The sequence below is a fragment of the Sphingomonas sp. IW22 genome (genome assembly GCF_041321155.1).
Taxonomy (GTDB): domain Bacteria; phylum Pseudomonadota; class Alphaproteobacteria; order Sphingomonadales; family Sphingomonadaceae; genus Sphingomonas.
This window is the reverse complement of the sequence record NZ_JBGGWB010000004.1, coordinates 165,837-191,263: the sequence shown is the minus strand read 5'-3', so window position 1 is coordinate 191,263 and position 25,427 is coordinate 165,837. Positions and strand designations below refer to the sequence as shown.

Here is a 25,427-nt window from a genome sequence, read left to right as displayed (position 1 = left end):
ACACCCGCCAAGGTCAATGCGAACGCTGGTCTTGCGGCCAGCGAAGGGGTAAACTCGGGCAGTATCTCGGATGGCAGTCATGAGAGCGTACGTTTTCGACCATCCTCTCACCGGTCCCCGATTACGACGGCTGTGGCGGATTTCCTGCATGACCGGAAGAATTTCCGTCAGAAACACTTCGGCCTCCGGCTTGCCGAAGTCGGTCGCCATGGCCTGAACGATATCCGCTTCGAACTTTCGTATGGCAAGCGCGAGGCGCGCCAGCGCGGCGCGCCTCTCAGCAAGGCCAAATCGCATCCGGCGCTCGTCCGACATTGCCTTTTGCGCGGTGAAGAGCATTTCCACCGGGCGGCCATCACAGGGTTCCTGCGAAATCGACTGTCTCTCTTCAATCATCTCATTCACGTCCGAAACATGAGCTTCGCGCGAGTCTTACGAGCACAATAGCAATAGGGAACTACACGAACATGTAGTATCGACCTGTCATGGATCACGAAAGGGAATGGACTCCAACTCTGCTTTCGCGACTGGCGGAAACGGCACTTCGCCCTGTTAAATTGACCGCGCGCGTCAGCCTGCTGCGTGCGCCTTGCGGCTACGGCAAATCGGCGACACTTGCGGCCGGTTGGAAGGAGGCGGCGGACACTGGTCGCCCGGCGCTTTGGACAAAGCTTGCAAGCGACGACACGGCGAAGAGCACCCTGCATCGCCTCGCTCTTCAGGCCGGAACCGCCGCGGACATCGACTCCATTCTGCAATGGATATGGCATCAGGACAGGCCCGGGATCATTTGCCTCGATGATGTTCAGGAAGCGCCACATCTCGAAACGCTGACCAGAGACCTGGTGGATGCTCTTCCCGATGATTGGCGGGCGGTCCTTGCAACCTCCGCCCCTTGGGGATTTGGCGTCCTCAACGCCGACTGGCAGGAAGTCGGCCCCGATGGCCTGGCCTGCAGCGCCCAGGATCTGAAGCAACTGACCCGGGTCCCTTCAGCCCTCGACCGGATCATGTCGGACACACAGGGTTGGCCCGCATTGTGCCGCATCGCGTGTCGTGTATCCGACCGGAAGCAGCCACTGCATGTATGGCCCGAGATCATCTGTTATCTCGATCAGATCGTGTTGGCGCCCTTATCGCCCGCTCTGCGCACATGGTTGAAAAAGGCGGCATTGATCGCTCCCCTCGATGCCGAAAGCCACGATTTTGCCCTGCGCATCCACGACGGCGCGCAATGGATCGCACGTGCGCAACGCGAATGTCTCCTATTGAGGCCGGACAAGCACGGAATGTTTGCGCTCAATCCGGCGCTGCGACACCATCTTGCATTGAGCGGACAGTCGCAGCTTCGTTTCTCGCCAAGCCATCTTTTAAAACGGGCTGCTTTTCATCACTGGCGCGCCGGCCGGCCAGCGCAAACAATAGCACTTTCGCTGCGCGCCGGCGATCCGGCCTGGGCGCGGGGACTGGGCGGTGAGATCGTCATGGATGTCGCTTTGCGACAAGGCCGTATCAACGAGTTGGCCCATTGGCTCGAGGGCGTGCCCGACACAGCGTTGCTGACGAATCCCATGGCTGGTCTGGGAAAGATATGGGTCCTTTCCTTCCAGCAGCAGCATGCAGGGGCGACGCACCTTCTGAAGTTGCTGTCACGCACGGACACGCATGAGGAATTGCTGACGCTGCTCGGTGCTACGACAGCGGCGCTGAGGGACGATGTCGTGCGGGCGGAAAGGCTCTGCCGGCAATGGCTCCAACTGCACGCCCGGGAAAACCCAATGATGAAGGCCTCCGCCCTGGCCTGTCTCGCGAGCATCGTGGCGAGTCAGTCGAACGAGGCCGAGTTCGCGGCACTGCGTCCCCTACTGGATCAAGCTTGTGCCCTGGCCGATCAGGGCTTTGCCCGCGACTGGGCAAAGATTGCCGAAGTGCTGCTCCTGCTGACGCAGGGGCAGATCATTCCCGCACGAAATAGGATCGACGCGCATCTGACGGATATGGTCTCCCCGGTTGCCGAGGAGACGCTGAAAACATTGCGCCTCGCTGTGCTGGCCGAAAGCGGCGTGCCTCTGGCAGAACTGGAATGGCCGTTGCTTTTCTGCGACCAGATCGTCGACGTCCAGATTCATACGGCACGGGCCATATTACGAGCCGCTCGTCTGGCCGGAGATGCGGACCTCTGCGGAAAAATCCTGACCGAACTGAACGTGAAAGCCGTACGCGACCACATGCCGCGACTGCAACTCATGGCCGATATCCTGACTGCCGAACATGAAATGGCGTCGGGTCGATCGGTCACCATCCCCAATATTCCCAGGAACGACGCCATCACTTCGGCTCACCTCGCCATTGCGGACGTCGAGTGCATGCTTCTGTCTGCGACGCGGGCGCTTGCCGACGGGAAGGATCACCTCGCGCGCCAATTGACGGACCGTATCCTGGCCCGCACCCGCAGGGCAGGATGGCAACATATCATACTCAAAACCCTCATGCTGCGTTCGGTGCTGCATCTACGTAAAGATGCGCTGCAACTGGCCATACGGTCGGCGGAAGAGGCCTCGGAAATTCGCGACAGCACAGGACTGAAGGAAACAGCGCGGGAGTTCCGGAATATCCTGGAGCATATTCACGCGGGATGGGCCCTAAAGGCGAGGTTTGATCGGTCCGCAGCACAACATCACTTGCCGAGTTCACAACATACCGAAGGATCCGACCTGTCTCGCCGCCAACTCCATATCCTCAGCCTGGCGCGAGATGGTCTTACAAGCGCGGAGATCGCCAACATATTGGGTATCGGCGAAGATGGCGTAAAATGGCATTTTCGCGCGATCTTCAAGTGTCTCGCCGTCAACAGGCGCACCCAGGCCGTCGCCACGGCAATACAGCGCGGTCTCCTTCACTAAACGGTCTCCCACATCACAAATAGAGGCAGGCATGCTGTTGCGCGGCCTCCCGCAAGGCAAGATCAGCAATCCATTCTTAGTCGACGCTCGTTGCCGCCCCCGCCAGCATGAGATCCACGAGAAAGTCCAGAAGCTCTCCGCTTGTGACCTCGTGCGGTTCGAGCAGGCCCTGGAACATGCTTCCCTCGTGGACAGCCAGGATCAGTCGCGCGATGCGCGGGAGGTCCCGGGCAACGATGCGGGAGTCCTCGCGAAGGATGTCGGCGAGCGCGCCCTCGATGATGACGAGGATCCGCCCCTGCCGTTCGGCATAGTGGCTCGCCATGGCAGGATGGCGCAAGGCATAGAGGCCGAACTCGGCCTGGAGCAGATACCAGTCCCGATCGAACGGATAGCTGGCGATAAAGGCCTTGAGGAAATTGTCGGCCGTCGAGCCGGGCATGGACAGCGCTGAGGCGGTCGCCTCCTCCAGCCTCGACTGCAATCGCTCGATCACCCGGTCATAGAGGGCGAAGAACAATTCGTCCTTGGACCGGAAGCTAGAATTATAGGCGCCCCGGCTCAGACCGACGCGCTCGCAAATATCTTCCTGGGTTGCGCCATGGAAGCCACGTTCAGCGAAGGCCTCGAGAGCGCCATCCAGGATGCGCTCCCGGGTCTGCGCCCGGGTCGGGCGCGTTCGTGCCGGGCGGCGGCTCACGGGATCACGGGCAGGAGCATTTCGATACAAATATGTATTGAGTTGGTTGGATGTCAACGTTACCGTGCGGGAGCAGGAGACGTTCTTCATGACCTTGCGATGTTCGATGCTGGTTGCTGCGCTGGCGACTGCGGTTTGTCAGGGCGCGCAGGCGCAAACGATCGACAGGCTGGATCTCGATTATCGAAGCGCCCAGGCGAGGCTGCTCGAGCGGTCGGACGCGATCCAGGGCGCCGACGCCGATGTGCGCAGCAAGGAGGCCCAGAAGGGCTCCACGAGCACGCTGCGGCGTCCGACTGTCGAGTTCGAAGGCCAGATGATCCGCTATCAGAAAACCCTCTATCTGCCGCTCGGCCCGCTGGCGGACGTGGCCCAGGATTATGCCATCTATGATCCCCTCCGCTTCGAGATCGAGCGCACCAGCACCCGGCCGATCGTGACGGCGACGCTGCCGCTCTATTCCGGTGGCCAGATTCCCGCCGCTCAGGCGGGCGCGGCGGCGCAACTGGGGCAGTCGCGCGCCGAACGCCAGATCGTCATCGACAACGGTCTGTTGCAGATGACCCAGTTCTATTTCGGCCAGCAGCTGCTCGAGCGCGTGCGCGATGTTCGCCGTGATGCGCTCGCGGGATTGGACCGGCATGTCGCGGACGCCCTCAAACTCGAACAGGAAGGGTTCATAAGCCGGGCCCAACGCCTCCAGGCGCAGGTGGCTCGCGACGACGCCGCGCGTGAACTCGAGAAGGCGCAGGCCGATCTCGCGAGTGCGCAGGTAGCGCTTGCCGGCGCATTGCGGGCGCCGTCCGGCGTCGATCCCGTCTCCCCCATCTTCGTGATCCGCCAGCCCCTCCGCTCGCTCGACACCTATGTGGACACGGCGCTGCGCGCCCATCCCCAACTGGACCGGCTCGGCGCGCTGGAAGACCAGGCCGAAGCGGGGGTGGCCCTCCAGCGCGCCAAGCTCCGGCCTACGATCTATGGCTTCGCCCAGTATAATTTCGATCGGCGCGACACGCTGTTGACGGATCCCGACTGGTCGATGGGCGTGGGGCTGCGCTACACGCTCTTCTCCGGTGTGGGCCGCTCGCAAGCGGTGCAGGCCGCGCGGGAAACGGTGACGCAAGCCAATGCGGGCCTGCGCGAAGCCCGCACCCAGATCGAAATCGGCGTCACGCGGTCCTGGAACGATGCGGAAGCCGCGCGACGGCGGTTTGAGCTGACCGACACGGCCATCACTGCGGCGCAGGAGAATCTGCGGGTCCAGACCCTCGGCTATCAGGAGCAGCAGACAACCTCGCTCGACGTGATCGATGCGCAGCTCGGTCTTGCCCGCTCCCGGATCCAGCGCGCCCAGGCCGGATATGATTTCGTTGTCGCGCTCGCCCAGCTTCTCCACGTCAGCGGTCAGATCGCCACATTGCCGGACTATATCGACCAGGGTGAAAGGGTCACGCCATGACCGCCACATCGGAAACCCTGGTCACCCCGGACGAGACGGCTCCGCCGGTTCCGACCGGGCGGAAGCGCAAGTTGCTGCCGCTCATTGCTTTCCTCGTCGTGGTCATTCTCGGCCTCGGTCTCTGGCTGGCCTATCGCCCGGTTCCCGATCAGCTCCAGGGCATGGTCGAGGCCCGCGAACTGCGGATCACGAGCAAGGTCTCGGCTCGGATCACGGCCTTTCATGTCGAGGAAGGCCAGCCGGTGAAGACGGGACAGCTGCTCTATACGCTCGACAGTCCCGAGGTCGAAGCCCGCTCCGAACAGGCCGGCGGCGCGCTCGCCGCCGCGCAGGCGAATGCGGACAAGGCCGATGAAGGCGCACGGCCGGAGGATATCCGGGCTGCCGAGGCCCAGTGGCGACGCGCGCAGGCGGTGGCGGACCTCGCCCAGACCACCTATCAGCGCACCGAGCGCCTCTTTGAACAGGGTGTGCTGGCGGGGCAGAAACGCGACGAGAGCCGCGCAAACGCCCTGGCCTCCAATGAAGCGGCCCGAGCGGCGCGCGCGCAATATGATCTGGCGCTGGCCGGGGCGCGGCGACAGGATCGGCAGGCCGCGAGCGGACAGGTGCGCCAGGCGCGCGGCGCCCTGGCCGAAGTCGAGGCGGCCGAGAAGGAAACCCGGGTGTTCGCGCCGTCGGACGGTGAGATCGGACGCAGGCTGGCGCAGTCGGGCGAACTCGTGCCGCAGGGATTTCCCGTCTTCGTCCTGACCGACATCGATCATCCCTGGGTGACGCTCACCCTGAGAGAAGATCAGTTCAGTGCGATCCGCCGGGGACGGGTCCTGACCGGCCGCATACCTGCGCTCGGCGATCGTTGCGCCCAGTTTCGGGTCTTCTACATCGCGCCCGCCGGCGACTTCGCGACATGGCGCGCGACCCGCCAGTCGAGCGGCTTTGACGTGAAGAGCTTTGACGTGCGCCTGTCGCCCGTGTCGCGGGTCGATGGGCTGCGCCCCGGCATGACGGTCCTGTTCGACTGGCCGCAATGATCCGGGCCTTCGTCGATAGCGCCCGGCGCGAAACCGCCTTCCTGCGCGGCAGCGTCTGGGATCTGGCGCTGGTCACCTGGCTGCCTCTGCTGCTGCTGGCGATCGTCGCGGTCCAGTTGTCGGCAGGCGTCATGCGGAACCTGCCGATCGTCGTGGTCGACGAGGACGGCGGCGGCGTCGCGCGCGACCTCACCCGCAAGCTGGAGGCGTCACCCGGGCTCAAGGTCGCGGCGCGGCCACCGGACATGGCACAGGCCGAGCATCTGGTCCGCTCCAACGCCGCCTATGCCGTGGTCCTGATCCCGCGTGATCTCGAGCGCACCGTGCTGCGCGGCGAGACCGGCAAGATCCTCCTCTTCTACAATGCGAGCTATTCCACGCCCTCGGGTTCGGTGTTGCGTGAAGTCGGCACCGTGGTCCAGGCCCACGCAAAGGCCTTGGCCGGGGAGCAAAGCGCCGCGATCGCCGGTCCCGCGCGTGTGCGGCCGCAGCCGGTGAGCGTGCAGAGCCGGATCCTCTACAACCCGCAGGCCAGTTACGAGCTGCAACTCGTCGCCCTGATCCACCCCGCACTCCTGCACCTGCTGTTCATGATCGCGGTCGTGAGCGCACTCGGTCGCGAGCTGCGGGACGGGACCATCGGAGCATGGCTTGCAGGGCCTCGAGGCGAGGCGGTCGCCGCCGTCGCCGGCAAGATCGCGCCCTATATCCTCATCTTCCTGCTCTGGGGGGCGCTTGCGACCGGCTATCTCGCGGTCTACCGGGGCTGGCCCGTGCAAGGGAGCGTGGCGATGCTGATGGGCGGCTATCTCGCCCTCTATCTCGCCTATGCGGGCATGGCCTTGTTCATCGTCGGGGCCACCCTTTCCATGGGGCAGGCGCTGTCGATGACCGCCCTCTATGCGGGCGCTTCCTTCGCCTTCGCCGGGGCGATCTTCCCGATCGAGTCGGCCTCCGCCTTCGCCCGGCTATGGAGCGCGCTGCTGCCTTTTACCCGCTTCGCGCGGCTGGTCGCGGAGCAATGGATGATCGGCGCACCCGTGCTCGCATCTCTTGGATCGATCCTGGCGCTGTTTGCCTTTCTCGTCGTCGGCTCGGGCGCCGGGCTGCCGCGCTATGTCTCGGCGCGGATGAGCCCGGAGGTCTGGGGACGACGATGATCGGCCGCGCCTTCCTCGCTACCTTCCGCGCCGTTCTCTCCGACCGCTCCGCCTTCATGCTGATCGTCGTGTCGACGATCCTCTATTCCTTCTTCTACCCTTCAGCCTATTCCGGGGAGGTCGCGGTCCGCATTCCGGTGGCCGTCGTCGATCTCGACGACAGCGGCGCAAGCCGCAGTCTCGTGCGCCGGATCGCAGCGCTCCAGCAGGCCGATCTTGCCGCGCGCCCGGCCTCTCCAGGAGCCGCCCGGCTCTGGCTCGAGACGACCGGCGCAGGGGCCGTGGTCATCATCCCCGAGGGGTTCGAGCGACATATTCTGAACGGCGCCCAGGGCACGGTCGCGCTCTACGGCAACGGCGCCTATCTGCTGCGCAGCAGCACGGCGCTGTCAGGCATCGGCCTGGCGGTCACCACGATCGCCGGCGAGGCGGCGAGCGATCAGGCCATGGCGCAGGGCGCACCCGCCCGCCCTGCCCTGTCGCTCGTTCAGCGCCCGCTGTTCAACACGCGCGAAGGCTATGGCAGCACGGTGTTCCCCGGGGTCGGCTTCCTCATCATTCACCAGACCCTGCTGATGGGCCTGACGATGCTCGCCGCCACCCTGCGCGAGACACTGGGACGCTTTCGTCTGCCCTCGCGCACCCTTATCGGAATTGCCCTGGCCTTCTTCGTGATCGGCTGGGCCGACGTGGCCTATTATGCGGGTTTTGTGTTCTGGTTTCAGGACTATCCCCGCGCCGCCGGCTCTCCTGGCGCCTTGATCGTGGGCGGCAGTTTGTTCGTGGGCGCGACTGTGGCGGCGGCGCTTGCGCTGGCCAGCCTCTTCCGGACACGGGAACGACCCCTGCAACTGTGGATGGGCACGTCGCTCGCCATCTTCTTCCTCGCGGGTCTCTCCTGGCCGGCGGAGGCGACGCCGGCCTGGCTGGCGCTCCTCGCGCGCCTCCTGCCAACCACCGCGGGCATTCATCTCATGGTCGGGCTCAATCAGATGGGCGCGAGCCTTGCCGAGCAGACGCGGGAGGTGCTCAACCTCGCCATCCTCATTCTGGTCTACGGAGGCCTGGCCTGGTGGCGCTTCACGAAGATTTCCGCGCCGGACCTTCAGCCTCTCAAGCCTGACTGACGCCTCAATGGAACGAGATCGTCAGGGGCACCCCAAGTGCAACCCTCTCGCCCCGGCCGACGCGACCTTGGCGCAACCCAGGGGGAGGTGTTCGAAGCGGACCTCTGCAGGGCTTCATCAGATAGAGATCACCGAGATGGGGATAAACCGGAGGCTGCCTCGACTATTGCTCTGCTTTCGCCGCCGCGAGGATCGCGGCCTCTACCGGCGCCCAGGTGGGGTCCGCAGGCGAAAGCATGTTGAAGTCGCCCGCATTCTCCAGGGTGATCACCGTCGCCTTATCGCCGGCCGACTGTGCGGCTGCTGCATAGGCTTGCGCGGCTGAAGGCTCCAGCACGACGGAAGCGACCATGAATTGAGGCACGGCCAGAGGCAGCCATTCGATCGGATTTGCCTGACGGTAGCGGCCCGCCTGTGCGTCAGGAGCGCCCCCGAACAGGTTGACGAAGATCGGGCGGCCGCAAATATCCTTGTCGAACCCGTACAGGGTTCGCAGGTCGCCTGGGCCGTCGATGGCGACCGCGGCGGAAACCTTCAGTGGATCAGCGCCGCGGACCTCGCTGTCGGCAGGCAATCGGGGACGGGCCGCCAGCCACAGGGCAGCGTGGGCGCCGGCAGAATGTCCCACCGTCACCACATGCTTCAGGTCCAGAGGCTGGGTTCGTGCCAGCACCCTCAAGTGATCGAGCGCCGCTCCCCAATCCTGGAAGGTCCCAGGCCACCCGCCGCGGGTGTCACCAACCTGTCGATACTCTATATTCCATGTCGCCACGCCCATGTCCGTCAAGGCGCTCGCCAACGGCGCCGTGCCTGCCAGTGTCTCATAGCCTTTGGTCCAGCAGCCACCGTGAATGACCATGACGACGGGAAACGGGCCAGGACCTGCAGGCAAGCGCAGTTCACCGATCTGCAGAGGATCAGGACCATAGGCCTCGACGAGCGTCGGAGCGGTGACGGGAAGGGCGTGGAGTTGGGGCGGTCCGATCAGCGCATGTTGGTTATCCGACGGCGTCTGCGCCCAAGCGGTGCTCGTGACAATCAAGACTGTAGCCAGGCCTAATGAACGGTATCGCATGATCTACCTCTTTCATGCATCTTCCCGCTCCGACGTTACCAGCCAGTTCGTCAAATGTGAGAAGACAGCGATTCGTCATTAGATAACATGGTTCGCTATATTCTTTTCGGAAACACCATTCCGTCATCGAGTGGGCAAAGCGATAGATGAAATCCCGTTTCTGGCGCAAAGCATATGGCGGCTATGCGCGATCACGGTAGCCTTGATCATGGAAGTGATACGTCAGGCGACCAAAGAGCTATCTAGATTTCATTGTCGTCGTGAATTGCGGTTTCAGAGGATCGTGGGTTTTATCTCACTTGGCTATCCATGCTTCGACCAGCTTGACCGCATCCTCTACTGTTTTGACCTCACCGGCGGCTTCATCCGGGATAGTGAGTCCGAATTCGTCTTCAAGCGCCATCACAACTTCCAGCACATCGAGACTATCCACGCCGATGTCATCGTAGAAAGACGAAGCAAGGGCAATCTGATCCGGATAGACGCCGAGCTGACGGCTAATGATCCTGAAAACTCGGGGAGCGATTTCTTCCATCACAAAGCCCTCGCGCGGACACTATCGGCTAGGAAACAGGGCAGATTCTCGTAAACTCAATCATCGCAGAGCAACGATATTGTCCTGCGGCCAGTAAATTCATCATGCCTTGCTGAGCATTTTCTCGGCGCTCGTTTTCACAAAATCCGAAATCTGTCCTGACATCATTTTGAGGAACAGCGGTACGCTGACGTCGCCGCGAATCTCGCTATCCTCAATGTCGAGTTGCACCGGGATATTCTGCCCCATCGCCCCGATGACCAAGTGTAGTGCGTAGTCCGATACCCACTCGGAACTGAGCGAACCGCCTCCCGGGATATGCGCTGCCAGCTTGGGCAGGCCGGCCTCGATCCTGCTCTTCGCTTCGATTTTACCAAGGCTGTGCGGGATAACGACTTCCATATCTTCTTTCCTGTTCAGGCCGCCCGATCGACGAGCAGCAAGGTCGATGTCGCGGAGGCATAGAGTTTGCCGGCCATGTCGATCAGACGCGCCTCGGTATGCGCCACCCTCTTGCCCATCGACACCACCTGGCCGATTGCACGGACCATCCCGACCCTGTCGGTCAAGGGCGCATGATAGGCGACCTTGAGTTCGAGCGTGACGCAGTTGATGGGCACTTGGGCCGCGGAGTTCGCCGCGATGCCGCAGGCCGAATCCAGCAGCGTCGCGGCATAGCCACCATGGGCGATGCCCATGAAATTGTAGGTCTGCGAGGTGGGCGTCGCGACAAAGACGACCTTCCCCTCCTCCGCCTCAAGCAGATCGATGTCGAACAGGTCCATCATGGGCGGCCGGGTGCCGGCCGCCATGAACTGTTCGATCTCTTCCAGACCGGTCATCGCTTACCTCAAAGCTTTTCGGTCAGTTCAGGAACGATCTTGAAGAGGTCGCCGACCAGGCCGATATCGGCGACCTGGAAGATGGGCGCGTCCTCATCCTTGTTGATCGCGATGATGGTCTTGCTATCCTTCATGCCAGCAAGGTGCTGAATCGCACCCGATATGCCGACGGCGACATAGACTTCCGGCGCCACGATCTTGCCGGTCTGGCCGACCTGAAAATCGTTGGGCGCATAGCCAGCATCGACCGCCGCGCGGCTTGCGCCCACACCCGCGCCCAGCTTGTCGGCCAGCGGATCGATCACGCCATGAAACTGCCCGGCCGAGCCCAGCGCTCGCCCGCCCGAGACGATGATTTTGGCCGAGGTGAGTTCCGGGCGCTCGGACTGGGCGATCTCGGCACCCACGAAGCTGGAAAGTCCCGCATCCGTGCCCGTCGCAGCCTCGATACTGGCCGAGCCACCCTCGCGGGCCGCCTTCTCGAAGGCTGTGCCACGCACCGTGATAACCTTCTTTGCATCAGACGACTGGACCGTCGCGATCGCATTTCCCGCGTAGATGGGACGCGTGAACGTGTCAGCGCTTTCCACCGACAGGATGTCGCTGACCTGCATCACATCAAGCAAGGCCGCCACGCGCGGCGCGATGTTCTTGCCATTCGAAGTGGAAGGCGCCACGAACGCGTCATAGCCGCGCATCAGGTCCGCGACGGCCGGCGCGACATTCTCGGGCAAAGCGTGTTTGAACGCCGCATCGTCGAACGTTACGACTTTGGCGACACCCGCGACCTTCGCAGCAGCCTCGGCCACGCCGCCGATGCCCGCACCGGCAACCAGCAGATGGACCTCACCAAGTTTGGCAGCGGCGGTGACGGCCGATAGCGTCGCATCCTTGACCGACGCATTGTCATGTTCAACCCAGACGAGCGTATTCATAACTTATTCTCCGAGAAATCCGCCCCCGCTTCATCTCTGTGCGCACAGGATGAAGCGGGGTGCGCCGTCACTTGCATGGGAGAGGTTCGGCAAGTTCGGCGCGTTTGAAAGTTTATCAAATCGCCATTTCCTTGAGCCTGGCGACCAATTCATCGACGTCGGCCACCTTGATGCCCGCCGAGCGCTTGGGGGGTTCGGTCACCTTGAGCGTCTTGAGGCGCGAGGCGATCTCAACACCGAGATCGGCCGGCGTCTTCGTCGCCAGCGGCTTGGATTTGGCCTTCATGATATTGGGCAGGCTCGCATAGCGCGGTTCGTTGAGACGCAGATCGGTCGTCACGATCGCCGGCAGTTTGAGGCTTACGGTCTCCAGACCGCCATCCACCTCACGGGTCACCGCGACAGTCTCGCCCGATACTTCGACCTTGCTGGCGAATGTGCCCTGCCCCCAACCGAGAAGGGCTGCCAGCATCTGGCCGGTCTGATTGGCATCATCGTCGATGGCCTGCTTGCCGAGGATCACCAGGCCCGGAGCCTCCTCGGTGGCGATGGCCTTCAGGATCTTGGCGACGGCGAGCGGCTCGACCTCATCGTCAGTCTGGACGAGGATCGCGCGGTCGGCCCCCATGGCGAGCGCGGTGCGCAGCGTTTCCTGCGCCTTGGCGACGCCGATCGACACCACCACGATTTCGGTCGCGACTCCCTTTTCCTTGAGGCGGATAGCCTCTTCGACGGCGATCTCGTCGAACGGGTTCATCGACATCTTCACGTTCGCCAAATCGACGCCCGTCCCATCCGCCTTCACGCGCGGTTTCACATTATAATCGATAACCCGCTTGACGGGCACAAGCACCTTCATGGATCAATCCTACTCTGATTGTAATGCCGCCTGATATTCGGCAATGAGTCTCTCACAGATGGATCGGGCCGGTTGGACGGCAGTGGTAGCGCCGACACCGTGGCCTGCCGACCAGATCGTCTTCCAGGCCTTGGCCTCCTCCGAAACCGAAAGCGCGCCATGTGGCTCAGGGAGAGTCGCGGCTTCCAGCGAGGGCCGGAGAAAATTGGCCCCGACGCCGGTGACCCGGTCCGTATAGACGATATCCGCTGGTCCGGCCCCGATCACCATGTCTTTCTGTGCCGGCGAGGCGAGACTCTCTTCCGACGCGATGAAGTGGGATCCGATATAGGCAAGATCGGCCCCCATCATCTGCGCGGCCGCGATCTGGTGGCCGCGCGTGATGGCGCCGGAAAGCGCCAGCGGCCCCTGGAAGAAGCGCCGTATCTCGTCAACCAGTGCGAACGGGCTCATCGTGCCGGCATGTCCCCCCGCGCCGGCAGCGACCGCGATCAGACCGTCGACGCCAGCTTCGAGCGCCTTTTCCGCATGACGCACGTTCGTCACGTCGTGAAAGACCAGCCCGCCATAGCCCTGAACCACCTGGACAAGATCCGCGATGGCGCCGAGCGAGGTGATGACCAATGGCACATGGTGCCGAACGATCAGTTCCAGATCGGCGTCGAGCCTCGGATTGCTCTTATGGACGATGAGGTTGACGCCGAAGGGCGCCGCTCCCGGCATGGGAGCCAGCCGCTCCTCGATTTCATCCAGCCATTCACCGAAACCTTGACTGGTGCGCTGGTTGAGCGCCGGGAAAGTACCAAGCAGTCCCGCCTCGCAGCAACTGACGACAAGGTCCGGTCCCGACACAAGGAACATCGGCGCAACGATGGCTGGAATGGCCAGCCGCTTTTCGAGGCTTGCCGGAAGCGTCAAAACACGTCGTCTTCCAGCGCCATCAGCGACTTCTTGCCCGCCTTGATCGCCAGGAAGCTGGCGGTCGCCTGAGGCAGGATACGCTCGAAGAAGAACGTCGCCGTCTTGATCTTGGCATCGTAGAAGCGCTTGTCCTCGCTGCCGAAGAAGAGCTGCAAGCCTGCGATCTTGGTCGCCTTGGCAAAGCAATAGCCCATGGCCACCAGGCCCATCAGACGCAGATAGTCCGCCGACGCCGCGCCCGCCTCTTCGGGATCCTTGAGCGCCCGCTGCGCGACCGTGGCCGTCGAAAGCTGCAGCGCCCCGAACGCCTTGGCGAGCGCCTCGATCATCGGCTTCATCGGTCCGTCGACGTTGTTTTCCTCGATGAAAGCCGACACCGGATGGAAGAAGCTGCGCAGATAGCGGCCCATATGGGCGCCGAGCTTGCGGCCGACGAGATCGAGCGCCTGAACGCCGTTCGTCCCCTCATAGATCATGGTGATCCGGGCATCGCGGGCATATTGCTCGACGCCGCTTTCGCGGATGTAGCCGTGGCCACCATAGCATTGGACCGCAAGGTTCGCGCTGTCGAACGCAAGGTCGGTGAAGAGCGCTTTGACGACGGGGGTCATGAGCGCAATGAAGTCACTCGCACGCTGGCGCACTTCGGGTTCGGGAGAATGTTTTTCCGCGTCCAGGGCGCGCGAGACCCAGGCCGAGAGCGCCCGGCATCCCTCATTATAAGCCCGCATCGTCATCAACATGCGGCGAACATCGGGGTGAACGATGATCGGATCGGCTGCCTGATCGGGATATTTGGGTCCCGAGAGCGCCCGACCCTGAATACGATCTTTCGCATACCAGGCCGCCGCCTGATACGCCGCCTCGCCCACACCCAGGCCCTGGATGCCGACGGAGACACGCTCCGTGTTCATCATCGTGAACATGGCGGCCATGCCCTTGCCAGGCTCACCGACGATCCAGCCGATCGAATCATCGAAGTTCATCTGGCACGTCGCCGACGCCTTGAGACCCATCTTGTGCTCGATCGCGGCGCAGGCGACGCCGTTCGATTGACCGGGAGTACCGTCCTCCCTGGGCAGATATTTGGGGACGAGAAACAAGCTGATGCCTTTCACGCCCTTGGGGGCGTCGGGCAGGCGGGCGAGCACGAGATGGATGATATTCTCGGTCAGGTCATGCTCACCGGCGGAGATGAAGATCTTGGAGCCGGTGACCTTGTAGCTGCCATCGCCCTGCGGGACCGCGCGGCTGCGCAGGAGCCCGAGATCGGTACCGCAATGAGGCTCGGTCAGGCACATCGTGCCGGACCACTGGCCGCTCACCATCTTGGGCAGGTAGGCCTGCTTGAGCGCGTCACTGCCATGGCCCTCGATCGCAGTGGTGGCACCATGGGTGAGGCCCGGGTAGAGGCCGAAGGAGAGGTTGGACGAGCAGATCATCTCCTCGACCAGCTTGTTGACCGCTTCCGGCAGCCCCTGCCCACCCCATTCCGGATCGGATGCGAGCGCGGTCCAGCCACCTTCGGCGAACTGCTTATAGGCTTGCGCGAACCCCGCCGGCGTCCGCACAACGCCGTTTTCCAGATGACACCCCTCCTCGTCGCCCGACCGGTTGATCGGCAACAGGACGTCGCGACAGAAGCGCGCCGCCTCCTCGAGGATGGCATCGGTCAGATCCGGTGTGAACTCCGACAGCGCGGGAATATCCCCGAAGCCGTCATCGGCATGGAGTTCGTTGAGCACGAAGCGCATGTCGCGCAACGGGGCGTCATAGACTTGCATATTTATATCTCCTGACCGGTCGGCCATCCGGCCGCCGGCCGCCAATCAGTTACGCAGCGGCTTGCCGGTGACGAGCATCTGCTCGACGCGCGCCTGGGTCCGCGGGTCGCGCACCAGTTGCATGAAGGCCTTGCGCTCGAGCGCCAGCAGATCCTCTTCGGTCACGATGTCGATGAGATCCTTCTCGCCGCCCGTCAGGACGTCGGCGAGCGCGCCGGATACGACACCATCGTAAGATGTGGCGAGGCCACGGGCCTGGAAGCCTTCGACAGCCATCGAAAGAGCGGACTTGCCTCCCGCGCCAGGCAAGCGGAATTCCGGAGCCACAGGCGGTTTGTAACCGTCGGCCAGTTCCAGTGCCTTCGCCTTGGCGTCCGCCAGCAGACGGTCCCGGTTCATCGTAATGCCGTCCGAGGGACGCAGGAAGCCATGCTCCTTCGCCTCGGCGGCCGACTTTGCCACAGTGGCTGTCGATACCGTCTCGAAGACCTTGGCTACGGCCGGCATCGGCCCCTTGGGCATGCCGGGACTGGAGCGCCAGCGATCGATCATTTCACCGCATCCGCCCCAGCCAGGGATCAGACCCACGCCGCACTCGACCAGACCCACATAGCTTTCGGCATGGGCCTGCACGGCATCACTGTTGAGCAGGATCTCGCAACCGCCGCCCAATGCCATGCCGGCCGGAGCGCTCACGACCGGGAACAGCGCATATTTGAGCGCCTTGTAGGCCTGCTGCCCGCCCGCGACGAGCTTTTCGATCTCGCCCCATGCCGCGATGTTCAGTGCGAACAGAGCAAGACCGAGATTGGCGCCGGCGGAGAAATTGCTGCCCTCATTATAGACGACGAGCGCCTTGAACTTGTCCTGCACGACCGGGATCGCCTGACCGATCAGCTTCATCACATCGCCGTCGAGCGCGTTCATCTTGCCGGTGAACTCAAGGCAGGCAACGCCGTCGCCGACATCCCAGAGTGCCGCCGAACCATTTTTGAGGATCGGCTGGCTATGGAGCTTGATGTCTTCCAGCAGCAGCACGCCCTCGGGCCGCACGACATCATGATAGTCGCCGGCGGCATCGAGATATTGCCGACGGCCGTCCTGCACCCGGTAGAAAGGCCGATCTCCGGCTACCTTGAGGATCGCGGGAACATCCCGCCCCTCGGCGGCCAGCCGTTCGGCGAGCTTGCCCGGCCCGAGGCGATCGATCAGTTCGAACGGCCCGAACTTCCAGTTGTAGCCGAGCTTCATCGCGTCATCGATGCCGACGATGTTGTCCGCAGCTTCACCGACCAGACTCGCGGCATAGGAAAGAACCTTGCCGAGAATTTCCCAGGCATAGGCGCCGACCTTGCCGGGCGCAGCAACCAATGCTGCCAGGTCCTTCTCGGCCCGGCCCGGCAAGGAAGCCGGCTTCACCGATACGCGATATTCGCCGGTCGCGAGATCGAGCGCTTTCTTGGTCTTCGTCGCCTTGTCGAACGCGTAGAAACCGCCCTTGCCCTTCCGCCCGGTAAAGCCTTCCGCGATCATCCTGTCGACGAGCGGCATCGGCCTCACCGTGTCGAAATAGGCGTCACCTGCCGGCAGCGTCGAGGACAGGCTCTTCGTGAGCAGCGGCATGAGGTCGACGCCAACGAGATCGACAAGGCCGAAAATGCCGGTCTTGGGCACGCCCATCGGCTTTCCGCCGATCTGGTCGGCTTCCTCCACCGTCAGCCCCTGGTCCATCGCGGCATTGATCGCGACGGCCAGCCAGTAGGTACCGATGCGATTGGCGATGAAGCCCGGCGTGTCCCGCGCCGGCACGATGCGCTTGCCGAGCTTTCGATCGACGAAATCCGAGACGCGCCTCGCCACAGCCGTATCAGTGTCGGGGCCGGTCACGATTTCGATGAGCCGCATGTAGCGCGGCGGATTGAAGAAATGGGTGATCAGGAAGTCCTGTTTGAACTGATCGTCCCGCCCCTCGACCAGATGGCCAAGCGGAATCGTCGAGGTATTGGACGATACCGCCGTGCCCGGACGCTTGAGCTGCTCAAGCTTGGCGTAGAGCGCCTGCTTGATGTCGAGCCGTTCGACGATCGCCTCGACGATCCAGTCGCATTCGGCCACCCGCTCGAGATGGTCGTCGATATTGCCCGTTTCAACTAGCTTCGCCGCAGCCTTCGACATGAAGGGCGCCGGATCGGTCTTCAGCATCTTCGCGACCGCACCCTTCGCCACGGCGTCACGATCGCCGCCCTCCTTGGGCACGATATCGAGCAGCAGCACCGGCACGCCGGCATTGGCGACCTGCGCTGCGATGCCGGCGCCCATGACGCCTGCGCCGATCACGCAGACCTTTTTGATGGTTTCCGGCGGGGCGCCGACTGGCTTGATGGCCTGCTCGCTCATTCCGCCGCCTCCAGCACGGTGGCGATGCCCTGACCGCCGCCGATGCACTGGGTGGCAAGCGCATAGCTGCCGCCTTCGCGCTTCAGCAGAGCCGCGGCCTTGCCCACGATCCGCGCACCGGTCGCCCCCAGAGGGTGGCCTATCGCGATGGCGCCGCCGTCCAGATTGACCTTCGACTGGTCAAGCCCCAGGTCGCTGATGCAGGCCAGTGACTGGCTCGCAAAGGCTTCGTTGAGCTCGACAACGTCAAGCTGGTCCACACTGAGCCCCGCCCGCTGCAGCGCCTTGCGCGAGGCCTCGACCGGTCCGATGCCCATGATCTCCGGCTGGCAGCCAGAGACAGCAACCGACTTGATGCGGGCAAGGATCGGCAGTCCATGCGCGCGCGCATAATCCTCGCTCGTGACCAGGATTGCGCTTGCGCCATCGGTCAGCGGCGAGGACGTTCCCGCCGTTACCGTGCCGTCTTGGCTGAAGGCCGGCTTCAGCCCGGCGAGGGTTTCCGTCGTCGTGCCGGCACGCGGCGTGCCATCCTTGTCGACCACGCCCGCCTTGGTCGTGATCGGCACGATCTCGGCCTCGAGCTTGCCGGCCGCGATTGCCGCGGCCGCCTTGTCCTGACTGGCGACCGCAAAGGCTTCCTGCTGGGCACGGGTGATCTGATATTTGGTCGCGACATTCTCCGCCGTGTCGCCCATGCCCATATAGGCGGCGCTCTTCTTCGCGAGCTCGGGGTTCGGCAGCGGATTGAACCCCATCATCGGCACGCGGCTCATCGACTCCACGCCCGCGCAGATGAAGGCCTCGCCGGCGCCAAGCTGAATCTGGCCCGCAGCGATGTGGACCGAGCTCATCGACGATCCGCAGAAGCGATTAACGGTCATGCCGCCGACAGAGAGCGGCAGGTCGGCGAGAAGACCGATAAGGCGCGCGATGTTGAAGCCCTGCTCGCCTTCAGGAAAAGCGCAGCCCAGCACGATATCCTCGATATCTTCGGCCTTCACGCCGGTCTGCTGAATCAGTCCGCGAATGACCTGAGCGGCCAGATCGTCAGGGCGGACGCGCGCCAGCGCGCCCTTGCCTGCCAGGTGAAAGGGGGACCGGGCATAGCCCGCAACAACCACATTACGCATCGATGATAGCCTCTCCAGGGAATCGCACATCTGATTACCTAATGGTGCGTGAAATGACGTTTACGTCAACTAAAATCTTTGGCACTCTTCTCACGCCGTCGAGGGAATCGTCATGCACCGGTTCCCGGGAGGCTTGATATCGGAGGTCTTGGCCGAGGAACGTACGGATGCTCGCCAGTGAAAAACCGCGCACTCTCATCCCGGCGATGATGCTCGCGCCCGTCTTATCGACGGCTGCGCCTCTCCCCAAGCGCCACTGCACCTGTTTTCGAAGGCGCACACATGCGATTTTCTGAGCATCCCCTCCGGCGTCAGATCGTCGGCGAAATGCATCTGCGCCGTTTTCCTGCACTCGAATTGCCCGCCATGGCATTTCAGACGGTTCGCCTGGTCGATGAGAATGACCGGGAGAAGGAATGGCTGATCCTGGAGCAGCGATGTGCCTCTGGACTCGATCGCAACCTGCGCCACCTGGAAACGGAGTGGTCCGCCAACGGGCGGCTGGCCTGGGAAAGGCACAGTGAAGCGGTCACCACGACGCTAACGTCAACCTCGGTCAGCGCGGACGCGCAGTTCTGGTCTGCTCCCGACGTCGGCCCCTTCAGTGATACCTTGCAGTGGATGGAAACGCTGCCGGGCCTGGTCATCCGCGCAACCCACATCGTCGTTGTGGCGAACGATAGCTACGCCGAGCCGGTTGTCGATCGGGCCGACTTCCATCCGGGCCATCTCGTCTCCTGCATCATCGGGGATAGCGTCCGGATCTGGAGCGACTTTCGCATTCACGCCGGCGGCTACGGGCGCCTGGTCGTTGCCGCGAACGGGGCGGCTGACGGCGAAGTGTCGCGTTCCATCCAGCGCATTCAGGAACTGGGCAATTATCGCAATCTTTCCTTGCTTGAAGGCACGCACAGATCAATAGCTTGACGGCGTCACACACGAACACGCCCGAACCCTGACGACGGGGCCAGCAGCGCCTGACCCCTCCAATTCGCACACAACCTAATAGGCATTTTGATGACGCATTGAGCTATTGACTTACCTATACGTCATCGAGATGGTTATGGGACGCTGATTTGCCGCATATTGGCTCCAGACGTGAAACAGACGGTCGCCTGAAGGCGCGCGGAGAGGAACAATGTCGATCATTCTGACACTACTGGCTTCGAGCACTGCATTGCCCGCCGACACCGTTGTCGGTCGCTGGCAAACCGAGAGCCGTCATGGCGTCGTGGAAATCACCCGCTGCGGGCAATCGATCTGCGGTGCCTTGATCAGTTCCGACGGGATCAAAGCCAACCCCGAACTACGTGACGAAAAGAACAAGACCGCTGCGTTGCGCGGTCGTCCGCTTCGTGGATTGCAGATTCTGCAGGGTTTTACGTGGAAGTCGGGCAGTTGGTCGGGTGGTTCCATCTACAACGCTGAGGATGGCGGTACATACAGCGCGACGGTCACGTTAGCCGATCGGGATCATTTGCGCCTCAAGGGCTGCATCGTCTGGCCCCTGTGCAAGACGCAGACATGGACGCGCCTCCGATAAGCACGAGGAATTTGACAATCACGAAAGGGGAGATGGGCGTGGCAGGCAAAAATTGGAAAGTTGGGATCGCAACATCGGCCGTGGCGGCTGGATTGCTCGCGCCGCAAGCCGCGAGCGCGCAGGCCTTTTACCTTCAGGAACAATCGTCCAGAGGTGCCGGACGAGCCTTTTCGGGCGAGGTCGCCGACCAGGGCGTACAGTCCCTCTGGTGGAATCCGGCTGCGATCGCAGGCATGGAAGGAGTCGATGCCCACCAGGCCGTAAGCGTAATCCTTCCCAAAGGGTCGGTTGACAATGTCAACACGCTCATTGTCCGTCCCGGGCAGTCGGCTGCGGCTGTAGGCGGGAGCCAACGCTCTCGTGATCCGATCAATAATGGCGTACTACCCTCCGGCGCGATAGCCGTCGGCCTGACATCACGGCTCGCTTTGGGGCTGACCGTCGCCTCCCCTTATAGCTTCACAACCAATTATGATGCCGACAGCTGGGCACGGTATAGCGCCGACAAGACCAAGCTGCGAACATACGACATCCAGCCATCGATCGCCTACCTCGTTACGCCAAATCTCAGCATCGGCGCCGCGCTTAATATCGAATATGCCGACGCATCATTGTCCAACTATCTGCCGAACCTATCGCCTCTTCTCGCCGACGGCCACCAGGAGCTGAAAGGCAATGGTTGGGATCTTGGCTGGTCGGCCGGGCTGCAATATCGCGCCGGCCCCATGCAACTGGGCGCCAGCTACAAGTCGAGCGTGAAGCATAATCTCGACGGTTCGGTGACGACGACCGGTCTTCTTGGTCCGCTCGCCGGGCAAAACAGCGTAGTGAATGCAAACGCTACGTTCGAGACCCCCTGGCAGGCGATCTTCGGAGCGCGCGTGGCGGTGTCGCCCAAGGTCACCCTCAACGGTCAGGTGACCCGCATGGGTTGGTCGAAATTCGACGCTATCCGGCTCGGCGCGCCGCTCAACGTTTCAATCCCGGAAAATTACCGGGACACTTGGAGCTTCGCAGGCGGCATCGATTACGCGGTCACACCAGCCTGGACCGTTCGTGCCGGCGTTCAACATGCCCAGACCCCGACGCGCAACGGCAATCGGGACGCTCGAGTGCCTGACAGCAACCGTTGGAATTTCGCTGCCGGCACAAGCTATGCCGTGTCTTCCCGGTTCACGCTCGATGCGGGCGCAGCGTATATTACGTTCAAGGATACGACTATTGATCGCACGACAGCGGCCTATGCCGGCACGGCCGTGCAGACGCCGATCCTGATGGACGGCAAGCTCGAGGACGCGCACGCCGTCGTGCTGTCGCTCGGCGGACGTTTCCACTTCTGATGCTGGAGATCGCCATGCCCCAGCCCGCCATCAGCGCCTTCCCGTCGATACCGGAACCGGCAATTCCGCCACGGCTCCTGACCGACCTCCTCGACAATGCGTTGAACCTTTATCCCGAACGCGTCGCCATCGACTTTCTCGGGCGAACCTGGACTTATGCGCAGGTGGGGCAACTCGTTCGCCGTGCAGCACGTGGATTGCAGGATCAGGGGCTGCGCAAGGGCGATCGATTCGGCCTGTGCCTGCCGAACTGCCCCTATTTCGCGATATTGTACTTCGCGGCGCTGCGCGTGGGTGCGATCGTGGTCAACTTCAACCCGCTCTACACGGAGCGCGAACTGGAGCATCAGATCCGGGACTCGGGAACGCGCATGATGGCGGTACCGGACGTCCGGATAATCCACGAGAAAGTGCAAGCCGTCGCGCCACGTGCCGGGCTGGACAAGATCGTGTTGTGCGGCATGAGGGATATGCTGCCCTGGCTGCAAGGCCTGGGCTTTGCGCTATTCAAGCGAAAAGACCACGCGCGGATACTCGACGAAGGCCTTCATGTCCGGCTCAAGGCGCTTCTCGCCCATGATGCCGAACCTGACGCGGTAGAACGTCACCCTGATGATGTCGCGGTCCTTCAATATACCGGAGGCACAACCGGCGTGCCCAAGGGCGCAATGCTGACCCACGCCAACCTCACGGCGAACAGCGCCCAGATGGTGGTGCATGTGGGAGGACTTCGCCCGCAGCAGGAGAGAACTCTCGGCGTCCTGCCCATGTTTCACGTCTTCGCACTCACGACGGTGCTCAACTTCTCAGTCGAAATCGGCGCCGAAATCGTCCTGCTGCCACGGTTTGAGATGAAGCAGGTTCTCAACACGATGAAGCGCAAGCCGCCGACACAGTTCTTCGGCGTGCCTACGATCTATGTTGCCCTGAACGCGCTTCCGGACGACGAGATACCCGATCTCTCGGCCGTGCGCGCCTGTATATCCGGCGGCGCACCGCTCCCGCTCGAGGTACGCGAGGAGTTCGAGGCACGCACGCGTGCCAGGGTCGTGGAAGGATATGGGCTCTCCGAAACCGCCCCGATCATCGCCTGCAACCCGTTGTTTGGGACGGTGAAGGACAATAGCTGCGGCCCAAGTTTCCCCGGCACCATCATCGAGATCCGAGATCCGGAGAATCCCTCGCGGGTTCTTCCCCAGGGAGAACGCGGAGAAGTGTGCGCCCGCGGCCCTCAGGTGATGAAGGGCTATTGGCAGCGCCCTGCAGAAACCAGTGCTGTCTTCGTCGATGGCGCGCTACGAACCGGCGATATCGGCTATTTTGATGAGGATGGCTATCTCTTCCTCGTCGACCGCATCAAGGACATCATCTTCTGTGGCGGATATAATGTATATCCCCGGATCATCGAGGATGCGGCCTATCAGCACCCGGCGGTAAAGGAGGCGATCGCAATCGCGATTCCTGACGCCTACAGAGGTCAATCTCCCAAGTTGTTCATCGCGCTGCACGAGGGATCGAACCTGACCGTCGATGAACTCAAGGTCTTTTTGCAGGATCGCCTCAGCAAGATCGAGATGCCCAAGGCCTTCGCATTCCGGGACAGCCTGCCCAAGACGTTGATCGGCAAACTTTCGAAGAAGGATTTGATCGAGGAGGAGAACAAAAAGCTCGCCTGAGCCTCTATCCCCTGTCAAGCTACGAGGCTTATGCGCTTGAGTGGTAGGGTAGCCGTGATTGGAGGACAGGGAGTGGATGGCATGGGGAACTCGCTCCACCTCGCCGAGGACGATGAAACGCTTAAGGACGCGGATCGCGACAACCCCACGCACAAGGGGAGAACCCGCGCAAAGGATGCGGATTTACAAGTGTACGGCATCCAGGATGTCGCTCAGGAACTCGGACTGACACTTCGCACGCTACGCTTCTACGAAAAGGAGGGGCTTATCGCCCCTCAACGGGTAGGCAGTACCCGGGCATATTCCAGGCGTGAGATCGGACGCATACAGCTGATTTTGCGCGGCAAACGCCTTGGCTTCTCCATCAAGGAAATCAAGGAGTTTCTCGATCTCTACGATGCCGATCCCGAGCATAAGGAGCAAATGGAGCGATTGATTGCCCGCATCCGGGAAAGGTTGGTCGACTTGAAGACGCAGCGCTCTGCGCTCGACCTGACAATCGACGAGCTTACAACCATCGAAGTGGAAGCGATGGCAAAGTTGCAGCGATAATTTGGTCATCCCATTCTCTAACCGAGCGGTAACGCTTGATCGCGGCGCCCCCGATCCAATCAAGCCGTCAAGCGACGAGCGCCGCGCCGATCGCTAAGGCCGCCCCAGAACCGCGCCATGATCATCCAGGCGATGCCCGACGCGGTCATCGCCCCGCCGACCTGCCATGGCTCGAGGCCAAGCACGCGCGCGATGGGGCCCGCGAGCGCCACGAACGACATCATCGCCATCGAGCAGACGAAGGTCTCGAACATCAGTGGCTTCATGCTGAAAGCGCCTGATGCTTCCTCCCCCACTTGTTCGTCGCCTGTCGCTGTCGCAGCTTCGGTCATGCTGCTTCGTCCCGTGATGCGACCGGCGAACGGCCACCATTCCAGAGCAGCGCCGTCGAGACGGCATAGACAACGAGCCAGCCGAGGTTGAACGCGGCGCCGTCAAGCCAGGTGTGCGCCGGCTCGGGCAGGATGCGCGCGATCAGCATGCCGATCGCGACCAGCGAGACGGGATTGGCCAGCGCTGCGAACCAGCGTGGCCAGGCGGTGCGGCCCAGCGCGATGACGATCCCGAGGAGCAGCAGCGCCAGGCCCAGCGTCACGATCGGCATCAACCAGGCGATGAGCAGGACATGGTAGAAGTGCTGGCCGAGATCGAGCAGCGCGCCATGGGCCGCGGCCGGCGTTTCGAGGATCGTCTTGTAGGCCATGCCGACATAGTAGAAGCCCGCATGGCCGAGCGGAGACCAGGCGTTGCCGGCGACCAGCAGGACGAAGGTCAGCCAGCGCCACCAGCCCATCGCCGGACGCAGCCCTTCGAGCAGATGCCAGCAGCCCGCGAGATAGAAGACGATGCCGGCATCGGCCACCAGCGCGCCCGCGGCGAGCCGCGCCTCGGAGGATGGAAGCATCAGCGCGACACCGTCGAACTGGATGCGATCGGCATAGGTCTTCAGGATCAGCGGATAGTCGTCGGGACTTGCCCTAGCCCCGATGATCAGCGCGTCGCCGAGCGTCCAGAGGATCGCGCCGATCACGCCCGCGATACCGCAGAGACGAAGAAGCGGGAGCCGCTGGATATCCGTCATAGGCTTGTCCTTGCTTCGGCGCGGGATCGATCGACGAGACGCATGATCTCCTGGGCGATCAGCTCGGGCTCGCTGAACGGAACCATTGCCAGCGCTACCGTCGCCTGGCGGCCACGGGCAAGCCTCAGCCCAAGGTGACCACCGCGATCGCGCGTGAACTGTTCGGCTATGCCTGGGACATCGCCCGTCGGGTGTCGCCGGCGATAGCCGGCTGATCCACCCACGACATTAACGAGAGGAGGCGCCAGCGCACCAACTGCATAGCCTTGGCCGACGTGCCGCGGGCACCCGACTGTGATGGGCAATCCACGGTGTACGGTGGGGCAGGTTCGTCCGACGCCCGAACTTATACGGAGGATAGGCCCAGCGAC

The 25,427-nt window shown here is 62.7% G+C and carries 23 protein-coding genes and 2 pseudogenes; 11 read left to right on the top strand and 14 right to left on the bottom strand.

Going from position 1 to position 25,427, the window contains the following annotated elements:
- Positions 1 to 396 (bottom strand): annotated as a pseudogene (locus tag ACAX61_RS15655) (hypothetical protein); the annotation flags it as partial.
- 161 nt (positions 397 to 557) lie between these two features.
- On the opposite strand from ACAX61_RS15655, the gene ACAX61_RS15650 reads away from it, so the two are divergent.
- Positions 558 to 2,903, top strand: a complete 2,346-nt coding sequence (locus tag ACAX61_RS15650) for a LuxR C-terminal-related transcriptional regulator (RefSeq protein ID WP_037490085.1) — start codon at positions 558 to 560, stop codon at positions 2,901 to 2,903.
- A 76-nt stretch (positions 2,904 to 2,979) separates the two neighbouring features.
- Here the strand turns inward: ACAX61_RS15650 and ACAX61_RS15645 are convergent, their stop codons facing one another.
- A complete protein-coding gene (locus ACAX61_RS15645) occupies positions 2,980 to 3,603 on the bottom strand; it encodes a TetR/AcrR family transcriptional regulator (protein ID WP_066764029.1) in 624 nt (207 codons plus the stop codon).
- A 106-nt stretch (positions 3,604 to 3,709) separates the two neighbouring features.
- On the opposite strand from ACAX61_RS15645, the gene ACAX61_RS15640 reads away from it, so the two are divergent.
- The 4 genes from ACAX61_RS15640 to ACAX61_RS15625 are packed head-to-tail and all read left to right on the top strand — an operon-like array spanning position 3,710 to position 8,383.
- Positions 3,710 to 5,062, top strand: coding sequence for a TolC family protein (locus tag ACAX61_RS15640; RefSeq protein WP_230190537.1), 1,353 nt, complete (start codon positions 3,710 to 3,712; stop codon positions 5,060 to 5,062).
- Positions 5,059 to 6,096, top strand: coding sequence for an HlyD family secretion protein (locus tag ACAX61_RS15635; RefSeq protein ID WP_284114333.1), 1,038 nt, complete (start codon positions 5,059 to 5,061; stop codon positions 6,094 to 6,096). The genes ACAX61_RS15640 and ACAX61_RS15635 overlap by 4 nt, the downstream gene beginning before the upstream one ends.
- Positions 6,093 to 7,256 carry an ABC transporter permease gene (locus ACAX61_RS15630; RefSeq protein ID WP_004206986.1) on the top strand — a complete coding sequence of 388 codons (1,164 nt, stop codon included), beginning with the start codon at positions 6,093 to 6,095 and terminating at the stop codon, positions 7,254 to 7,256. Before ACAX61_RS15635 ends, ACAX61_RS15630 begins: the two co-directional genes overlap by 4 nt.
- Positions 7,253 to 8,383, top strand: coding sequence for an ABC transporter permease (locus ACAX61_RS15625; protein WP_004206985.1), 1,131 nt, complete (start codon positions 7,253 to 7,255; stop codon positions 8,381 to 8,383). The genes ACAX61_RS15630 and ACAX61_RS15625 overlap by 4 nt, the downstream gene beginning before the upstream one ends.
- 163 nt (positions 8,384 to 8,546) lie before the next feature.
- On the opposite strand, the gene ACAX61_RS15620 is transcribed toward ACAX61_RS15625, so the two are convergent.
- The 10 genes from ACAX61_RS15620 to ACAX61_RS15575 form a co-directional block, all read right to left on the bottom strand.
- On the bottom strand, positions 8,547 to 9,458 hold the full coding sequence (locus ACAX61_RS15620) for an alpha/beta hydrolase family protein (RefSeq protein ID WP_284114335.1): 912 nt from the start codon (positions 9,456 to 9,458) through the stop codon (positions 8,547 to 8,549).
- A 295-nt stretch (positions 9,459 to 9,753) separates the two neighbouring features.
- Entirely contained in the window at positions 9,754 to 9,993 is a 240-nt protein-coding gene (gene acpP, locus ACAX61_RS15615; RefSeq protein WP_004206981.1) for an acyl carrier protein, read from the bottom strand.
- A 102-nt stretch (positions 9,994 to 10,095) separates the two neighbouring features.
- A complete protein-coding gene (locus tag ACAX61_RS15610; protein WP_004206980.1) occupies positions 10,096 to 10,395 on the bottom strand; it encodes a polyhydroxyalkanoic acid system family protein in 300 nt (99 codons plus the stop codon).
- A gap of 14 nt (positions 10,396 to 10,409) precedes the next feature.
- Positions 10,410 to 10,835 carry a PaaI family thioesterase gene (locus tag ACAX61_RS15605; protein WP_004206979.1) on the bottom strand — a complete coding sequence of 142 codons (426 nt, stop codon included), beginning with the start codon at positions 10,833 to 10,835 and terminating at the stop codon, positions 10,410 to 10,412.
- 8 nt (positions 10,836 to 10,843) lie between these two features.
- A complete protein-coding gene (locus tag ACAX61_RS15600) occupies positions 10,844 to 11,770 on the bottom strand; it encodes an electron transfer flavoprotein subunit alpha/FixB family protein (protein ID WP_004206978.1) in 927 nt (308 codons plus the stop codon).
- A 115-nt stretch (positions 11,771 to 11,885) separates the two neighbouring features.
- The gene (locus ACAX61_RS15595; RefSeq protein ID WP_004206977.1) at positions 11,886 to 12,629 is read right to left on the bottom strand and encodes an electron transfer flavoprotein subunit beta/FixA family protein; all 744 of its coding nucleotides are present in this window, start codon (positions 12,627 to 12,629) and stop codon (positions 11,886 to 11,888) included.
- Between the two features lie 9 nt (positions 12,630 to 12,638).
- Entirely contained in the window at positions 12,639 to 13,547 is a 909-nt protein-coding gene (locus ACAX61_RS15590) for an NAD(P)H-dependent flavin oxidoreductase (protein WP_017503706.1), read from the bottom strand.
- A complete protein-coding gene (locus ACAX61_RS15585; protein WP_004206973.1) occupies positions 13,544 to 15,334 on the bottom strand; it encodes an acyl-CoA dehydrogenase C-terminal domain-containing protein in 1,791 nt (596 codons plus the stop codon). Before ACAX61_RS15585 ends, ACAX61_RS15590 begins: the two co-directional genes overlap by 4 nt.
- 45 nt (positions 15,335 to 15,379) lie before the next feature.
- Positions 15,380 to 17,731 carry a 3-hydroxyacyl-CoA dehydrogenase/enoyl-CoA hydratase family protein gene (locus ACAX61_RS15580; RefSeq protein ID WP_004206971.1) on the bottom strand — a complete coding sequence of 784 codons (2,352 nt, stop codon included), beginning with the start codon at positions 17,729 to 17,731 and terminating at the stop codon, positions 15,380 to 15,382.
- Positions 17,728 to 18,864: a thiolase family protein gene (locus ACAX61_RS15575; RefSeq protein ID WP_004206969.1), complete on the bottom strand. Its 1,137-nt coding sequence runs from the start codon at positions 18,862 to 18,864 to the stop codon at positions 17,728 to 17,730. The genes ACAX61_RS15580 and ACAX61_RS15575 overlap by 4 nt, the downstream gene beginning before the upstream one ends.
- Before the next feature lie 282 nt (positions 18,865 to 19,146).
- Here ACAX61_RS15575 and ACAX61_RS15570 point away from each other — a divergent pair, with 282 nt between their 5' ends.
- The 5 genes from ACAX61_RS15570 to ACAX61_RS15550 all read left to right on the top strand — a co-directional run bounded on the left by ACAX61_RS15570 (position 19,147) and on the right by ACAX61_RS15550 (position 23,975).
- Positions 19,147 to 19,791: a DUF3422 family protein gene (locus tag ACAX61_RS15570; protein ID WP_004206967.1), complete on the top strand. Its 645-nt coding sequence runs from the start codon at positions 19,147 to 19,149 to the stop codon at positions 19,789 to 19,791.
- Positions 19,792 to 20,002: 211 nt separating this feature from the next.
- Entirely contained in the window at positions 20,003 to 20,407 is a 405-nt protein-coding gene (locus tag ACAX61_RS15565) for a DUF2147 domain-containing protein (RefSeq protein WP_026109759.1), read from the top strand.
- Between the two features lie 32 nt (positions 20,408 to 20,439).
- Positions 20,440 to 21,747: an OmpP1/FadL family transporter gene (locus tag ACAX61_RS15560; RefSeq protein ID WP_036526777.1), complete on the top strand. Its 1,308-nt coding sequence runs from the start codon at positions 20,440 to 20,442 to the stop codon at positions 21,745 to 21,747.
- Positions 21,747 to 23,423 (top strand): long-chain-fatty-acid--CoA ligase, encoded by a 1,677-nt coding sequence (locus ACAX61_RS15555; protein ID WP_017503286.1) that lies wholly within the window; start codon positions 21,747 to 21,749, stop codon positions 23,421 to 23,423. The genes ACAX61_RS15560 and ACAX61_RS15555 overlap by 1 nt, the downstream gene beginning before the upstream one ends.
- An 81-nt stretch (positions 23,424 to 23,504) precedes the next feature.
- Positions 23,505 to 23,975, top strand: a complete 471-nt coding sequence (locus ACAX61_RS15550; RefSeq protein WP_017503287.1) for a MerR family transcriptional regulator — start codon at positions 23,505 to 23,507, stop codon at positions 23,973 to 23,975.
- 59 nt (positions 23,976 to 24,034) lie between these two features.
- Here ACAX61_RS15550 and ACAX61_RS15545 read toward each other — a convergent pair whose 3' ends face one another.
- Together ACAX61_RS15545 and ACAX61_RS15540 are read right to left on the bottom strand one after the other, a co-directional pair.
- A complete protein-coding gene (locus tag ACAX61_RS15545) occupies positions 24,035 to 24,307 on the bottom strand; it encodes a hypothetical protein (RefSeq protein ID WP_017503288.1) in 273 nt (90 codons plus the stop codon).
- On the bottom strand, positions 24,304 to 25,056 hold the full coding sequence (locus ACAX61_RS15540) for a DUF6796 family protein (RefSeq protein WP_004206961.1): 753 nt from the start codon (positions 25,054 to 25,056) through the stop codon (positions 24,304 to 24,306). Before ACAX61_RS15540 ends, ACAX61_RS15545 begins: the two co-directional genes overlap by 4 nt.
- Positions 25,057 to 25,142: 86 nt before the next feature.
- Here ACAX61_RS15540 and ACAX61_RS19645 point away from each other — a divergent pair.
- Positions 25,143 to 25,271, top strand: a pseudogene (locus ACAX61_RS19645) (IS110 family transposase); the annotation flags it as partial.
- Between the last annotated feature and the right edge of the window lie 156 nt (positions 25,272 to 25,427).

What these genes read in the sequence shown, in the direction of transcription:
- ACAX61_RS15620 (WP_284114335.1), bottom strand. Translation starts at nt 9,458, where the DNA reads ATGCGATACCGTTCATTAGGCCTGGCTACAGTCTTGATTGTCACGAGC.
- ACAX61_RS15545 (WP_017503288.1), bottom strand. Translation starts at nt 24,307, where the DNA reads ATGACCGAAGCTGCGACAGCGACAGGCGACGAACAAGTGGGGGAGGAA.
- ACAX61_RS15550 (WP_017503287.1), top strand. Translation starts at nt 23,505, where the DNA reads ATGGGGAACTCGCTCCACCTCGCCGAGGACGATGAAACGCTTAAGGAC.
- ACAX61_RS15595 (WP_004206977.1), bottom strand. Translation starts at nt 12,629, where the DNA reads ATGAAGGTGCTTGTGCCCGTCAAGCGGGTTATCGATTATAATGTGAAA.
- ACAX61_RS15585 (WP_004206973.1), bottom strand. Translation starts at nt 15,334, where the DNA reads ATGCAAGTCTATGACGCCCCGTTGCGCGACATGCGCTTCGTGCTCAAC.
- ACAX61_RS15635 (WP_284114333.1), top strand. Translation starts at nt 5,059, where the DNA reads ATGACCGCCACATCGGAAACCCTGGTCACCCCGGACGAGACGGCTCCG.
- acpP (WP_004206981.1), bottom strand. Translation starts at nt 9,993, where the DNA reads ATGGAAGAAATCGCTCCCCGAGTTTTCAGGATCATTAGCCGTCAGCTC.
- ACAX61_RS15625 (WP_004206985.1), top strand. Translation starts at nt 7,253, where the DNA reads ATGATCGGCCGCGCCTTCCTCGCTACCTTCCGCGCCGTTCTCTCCGAC.
- ACAX61_RS15630 (WP_004206986.1), top strand. Translation starts at nt 6,093, where the DNA reads ATGATCCGGGCCTTCGTCGATAGCGCCCGGCGCGAAACCGCCTTCCTG.
- ACAX61_RS15565 (WP_026109759.1), top strand. Translation starts at nt 20,003, where the DNA reads ATGTCGATCATTCTGACACTACTGGCTTCGAGCACTGCATTGCCCGCC.
- ACAX61_RS15640 (WP_230190537.1), top strand. Translation starts at nt 3,710, where the DNA reads ATGCTGGTTGCTGCGCTGGCGACTGCGGTTTGTCAGGGCGCGCAGGCG.
- ACAX61_RS15570 (WP_004206967.1), top strand. Translation starts at nt 19,147, where the DNA reads ATGCGATTTTCTGAGCATCCCCTCCGGCGTCAGATCGTCGGCGAAATG.
- ACAX61_RS15610 (WP_004206980.1), bottom strand. Translation starts at nt 10,395, where the DNA reads ATGGAAGTCGTTATCCCGCACAGCCTTGGTAAAATCGAAGCGAAGAGC.
- ACAX61_RS15575 (WP_004206969.1), bottom strand. Translation starts at nt 18,864, where the DNA reads ATGCGTAATGTGGTTGTTGCGGGCTATGCCCGGTCCCCCTTTCACCTG.
- ACAX61_RS15580 (WP_004206971.1), bottom strand. Translation starts at nt 17,731, where the DNA reads ATGAGCGAGCAGGCCATCAAGCCAGTCGGCGCCCCGCCGGAAACCATC.
- ACAX61_RS15605 (WP_004206979.1), bottom strand. Translation starts at nt 10,835, where the DNA reads ATGACCGGTCTGGAAGAGATCGAACAGTTCATGGCGGCCGGCACCCGG.
- ACAX61_RS15600 (WP_004206978.1), bottom strand. Translation starts at nt 11,770, where the DNA reads ATGAATACGCTCGTCTGGGTTGAACATGACAATGCGTCGGTCAAGGAT.
- ACAX61_RS15555 (WP_017503286.1), top strand. Translation starts at nt 21,747, where the DNA reads ATGCTGGAGATCGCCATGCCCCAGCCCGCCATCAGCGCCTTCCCGTCG.
- ACAX61_RS15560 (WP_036526777.1), top strand. Translation starts at nt 20,440, where the DNA reads ATGGGCGTGGCAGGCAAAAATTGGAAAGTTGGGATCGCAACATCGGCC.
- ACAX61_RS15540 (WP_004206961.1), bottom strand. Translation starts at nt 25,056, where the DNA reads ATGACGGATATCCAGCGGCTCCCGCTTCTTCGTCTCTGCGGTATCGCG.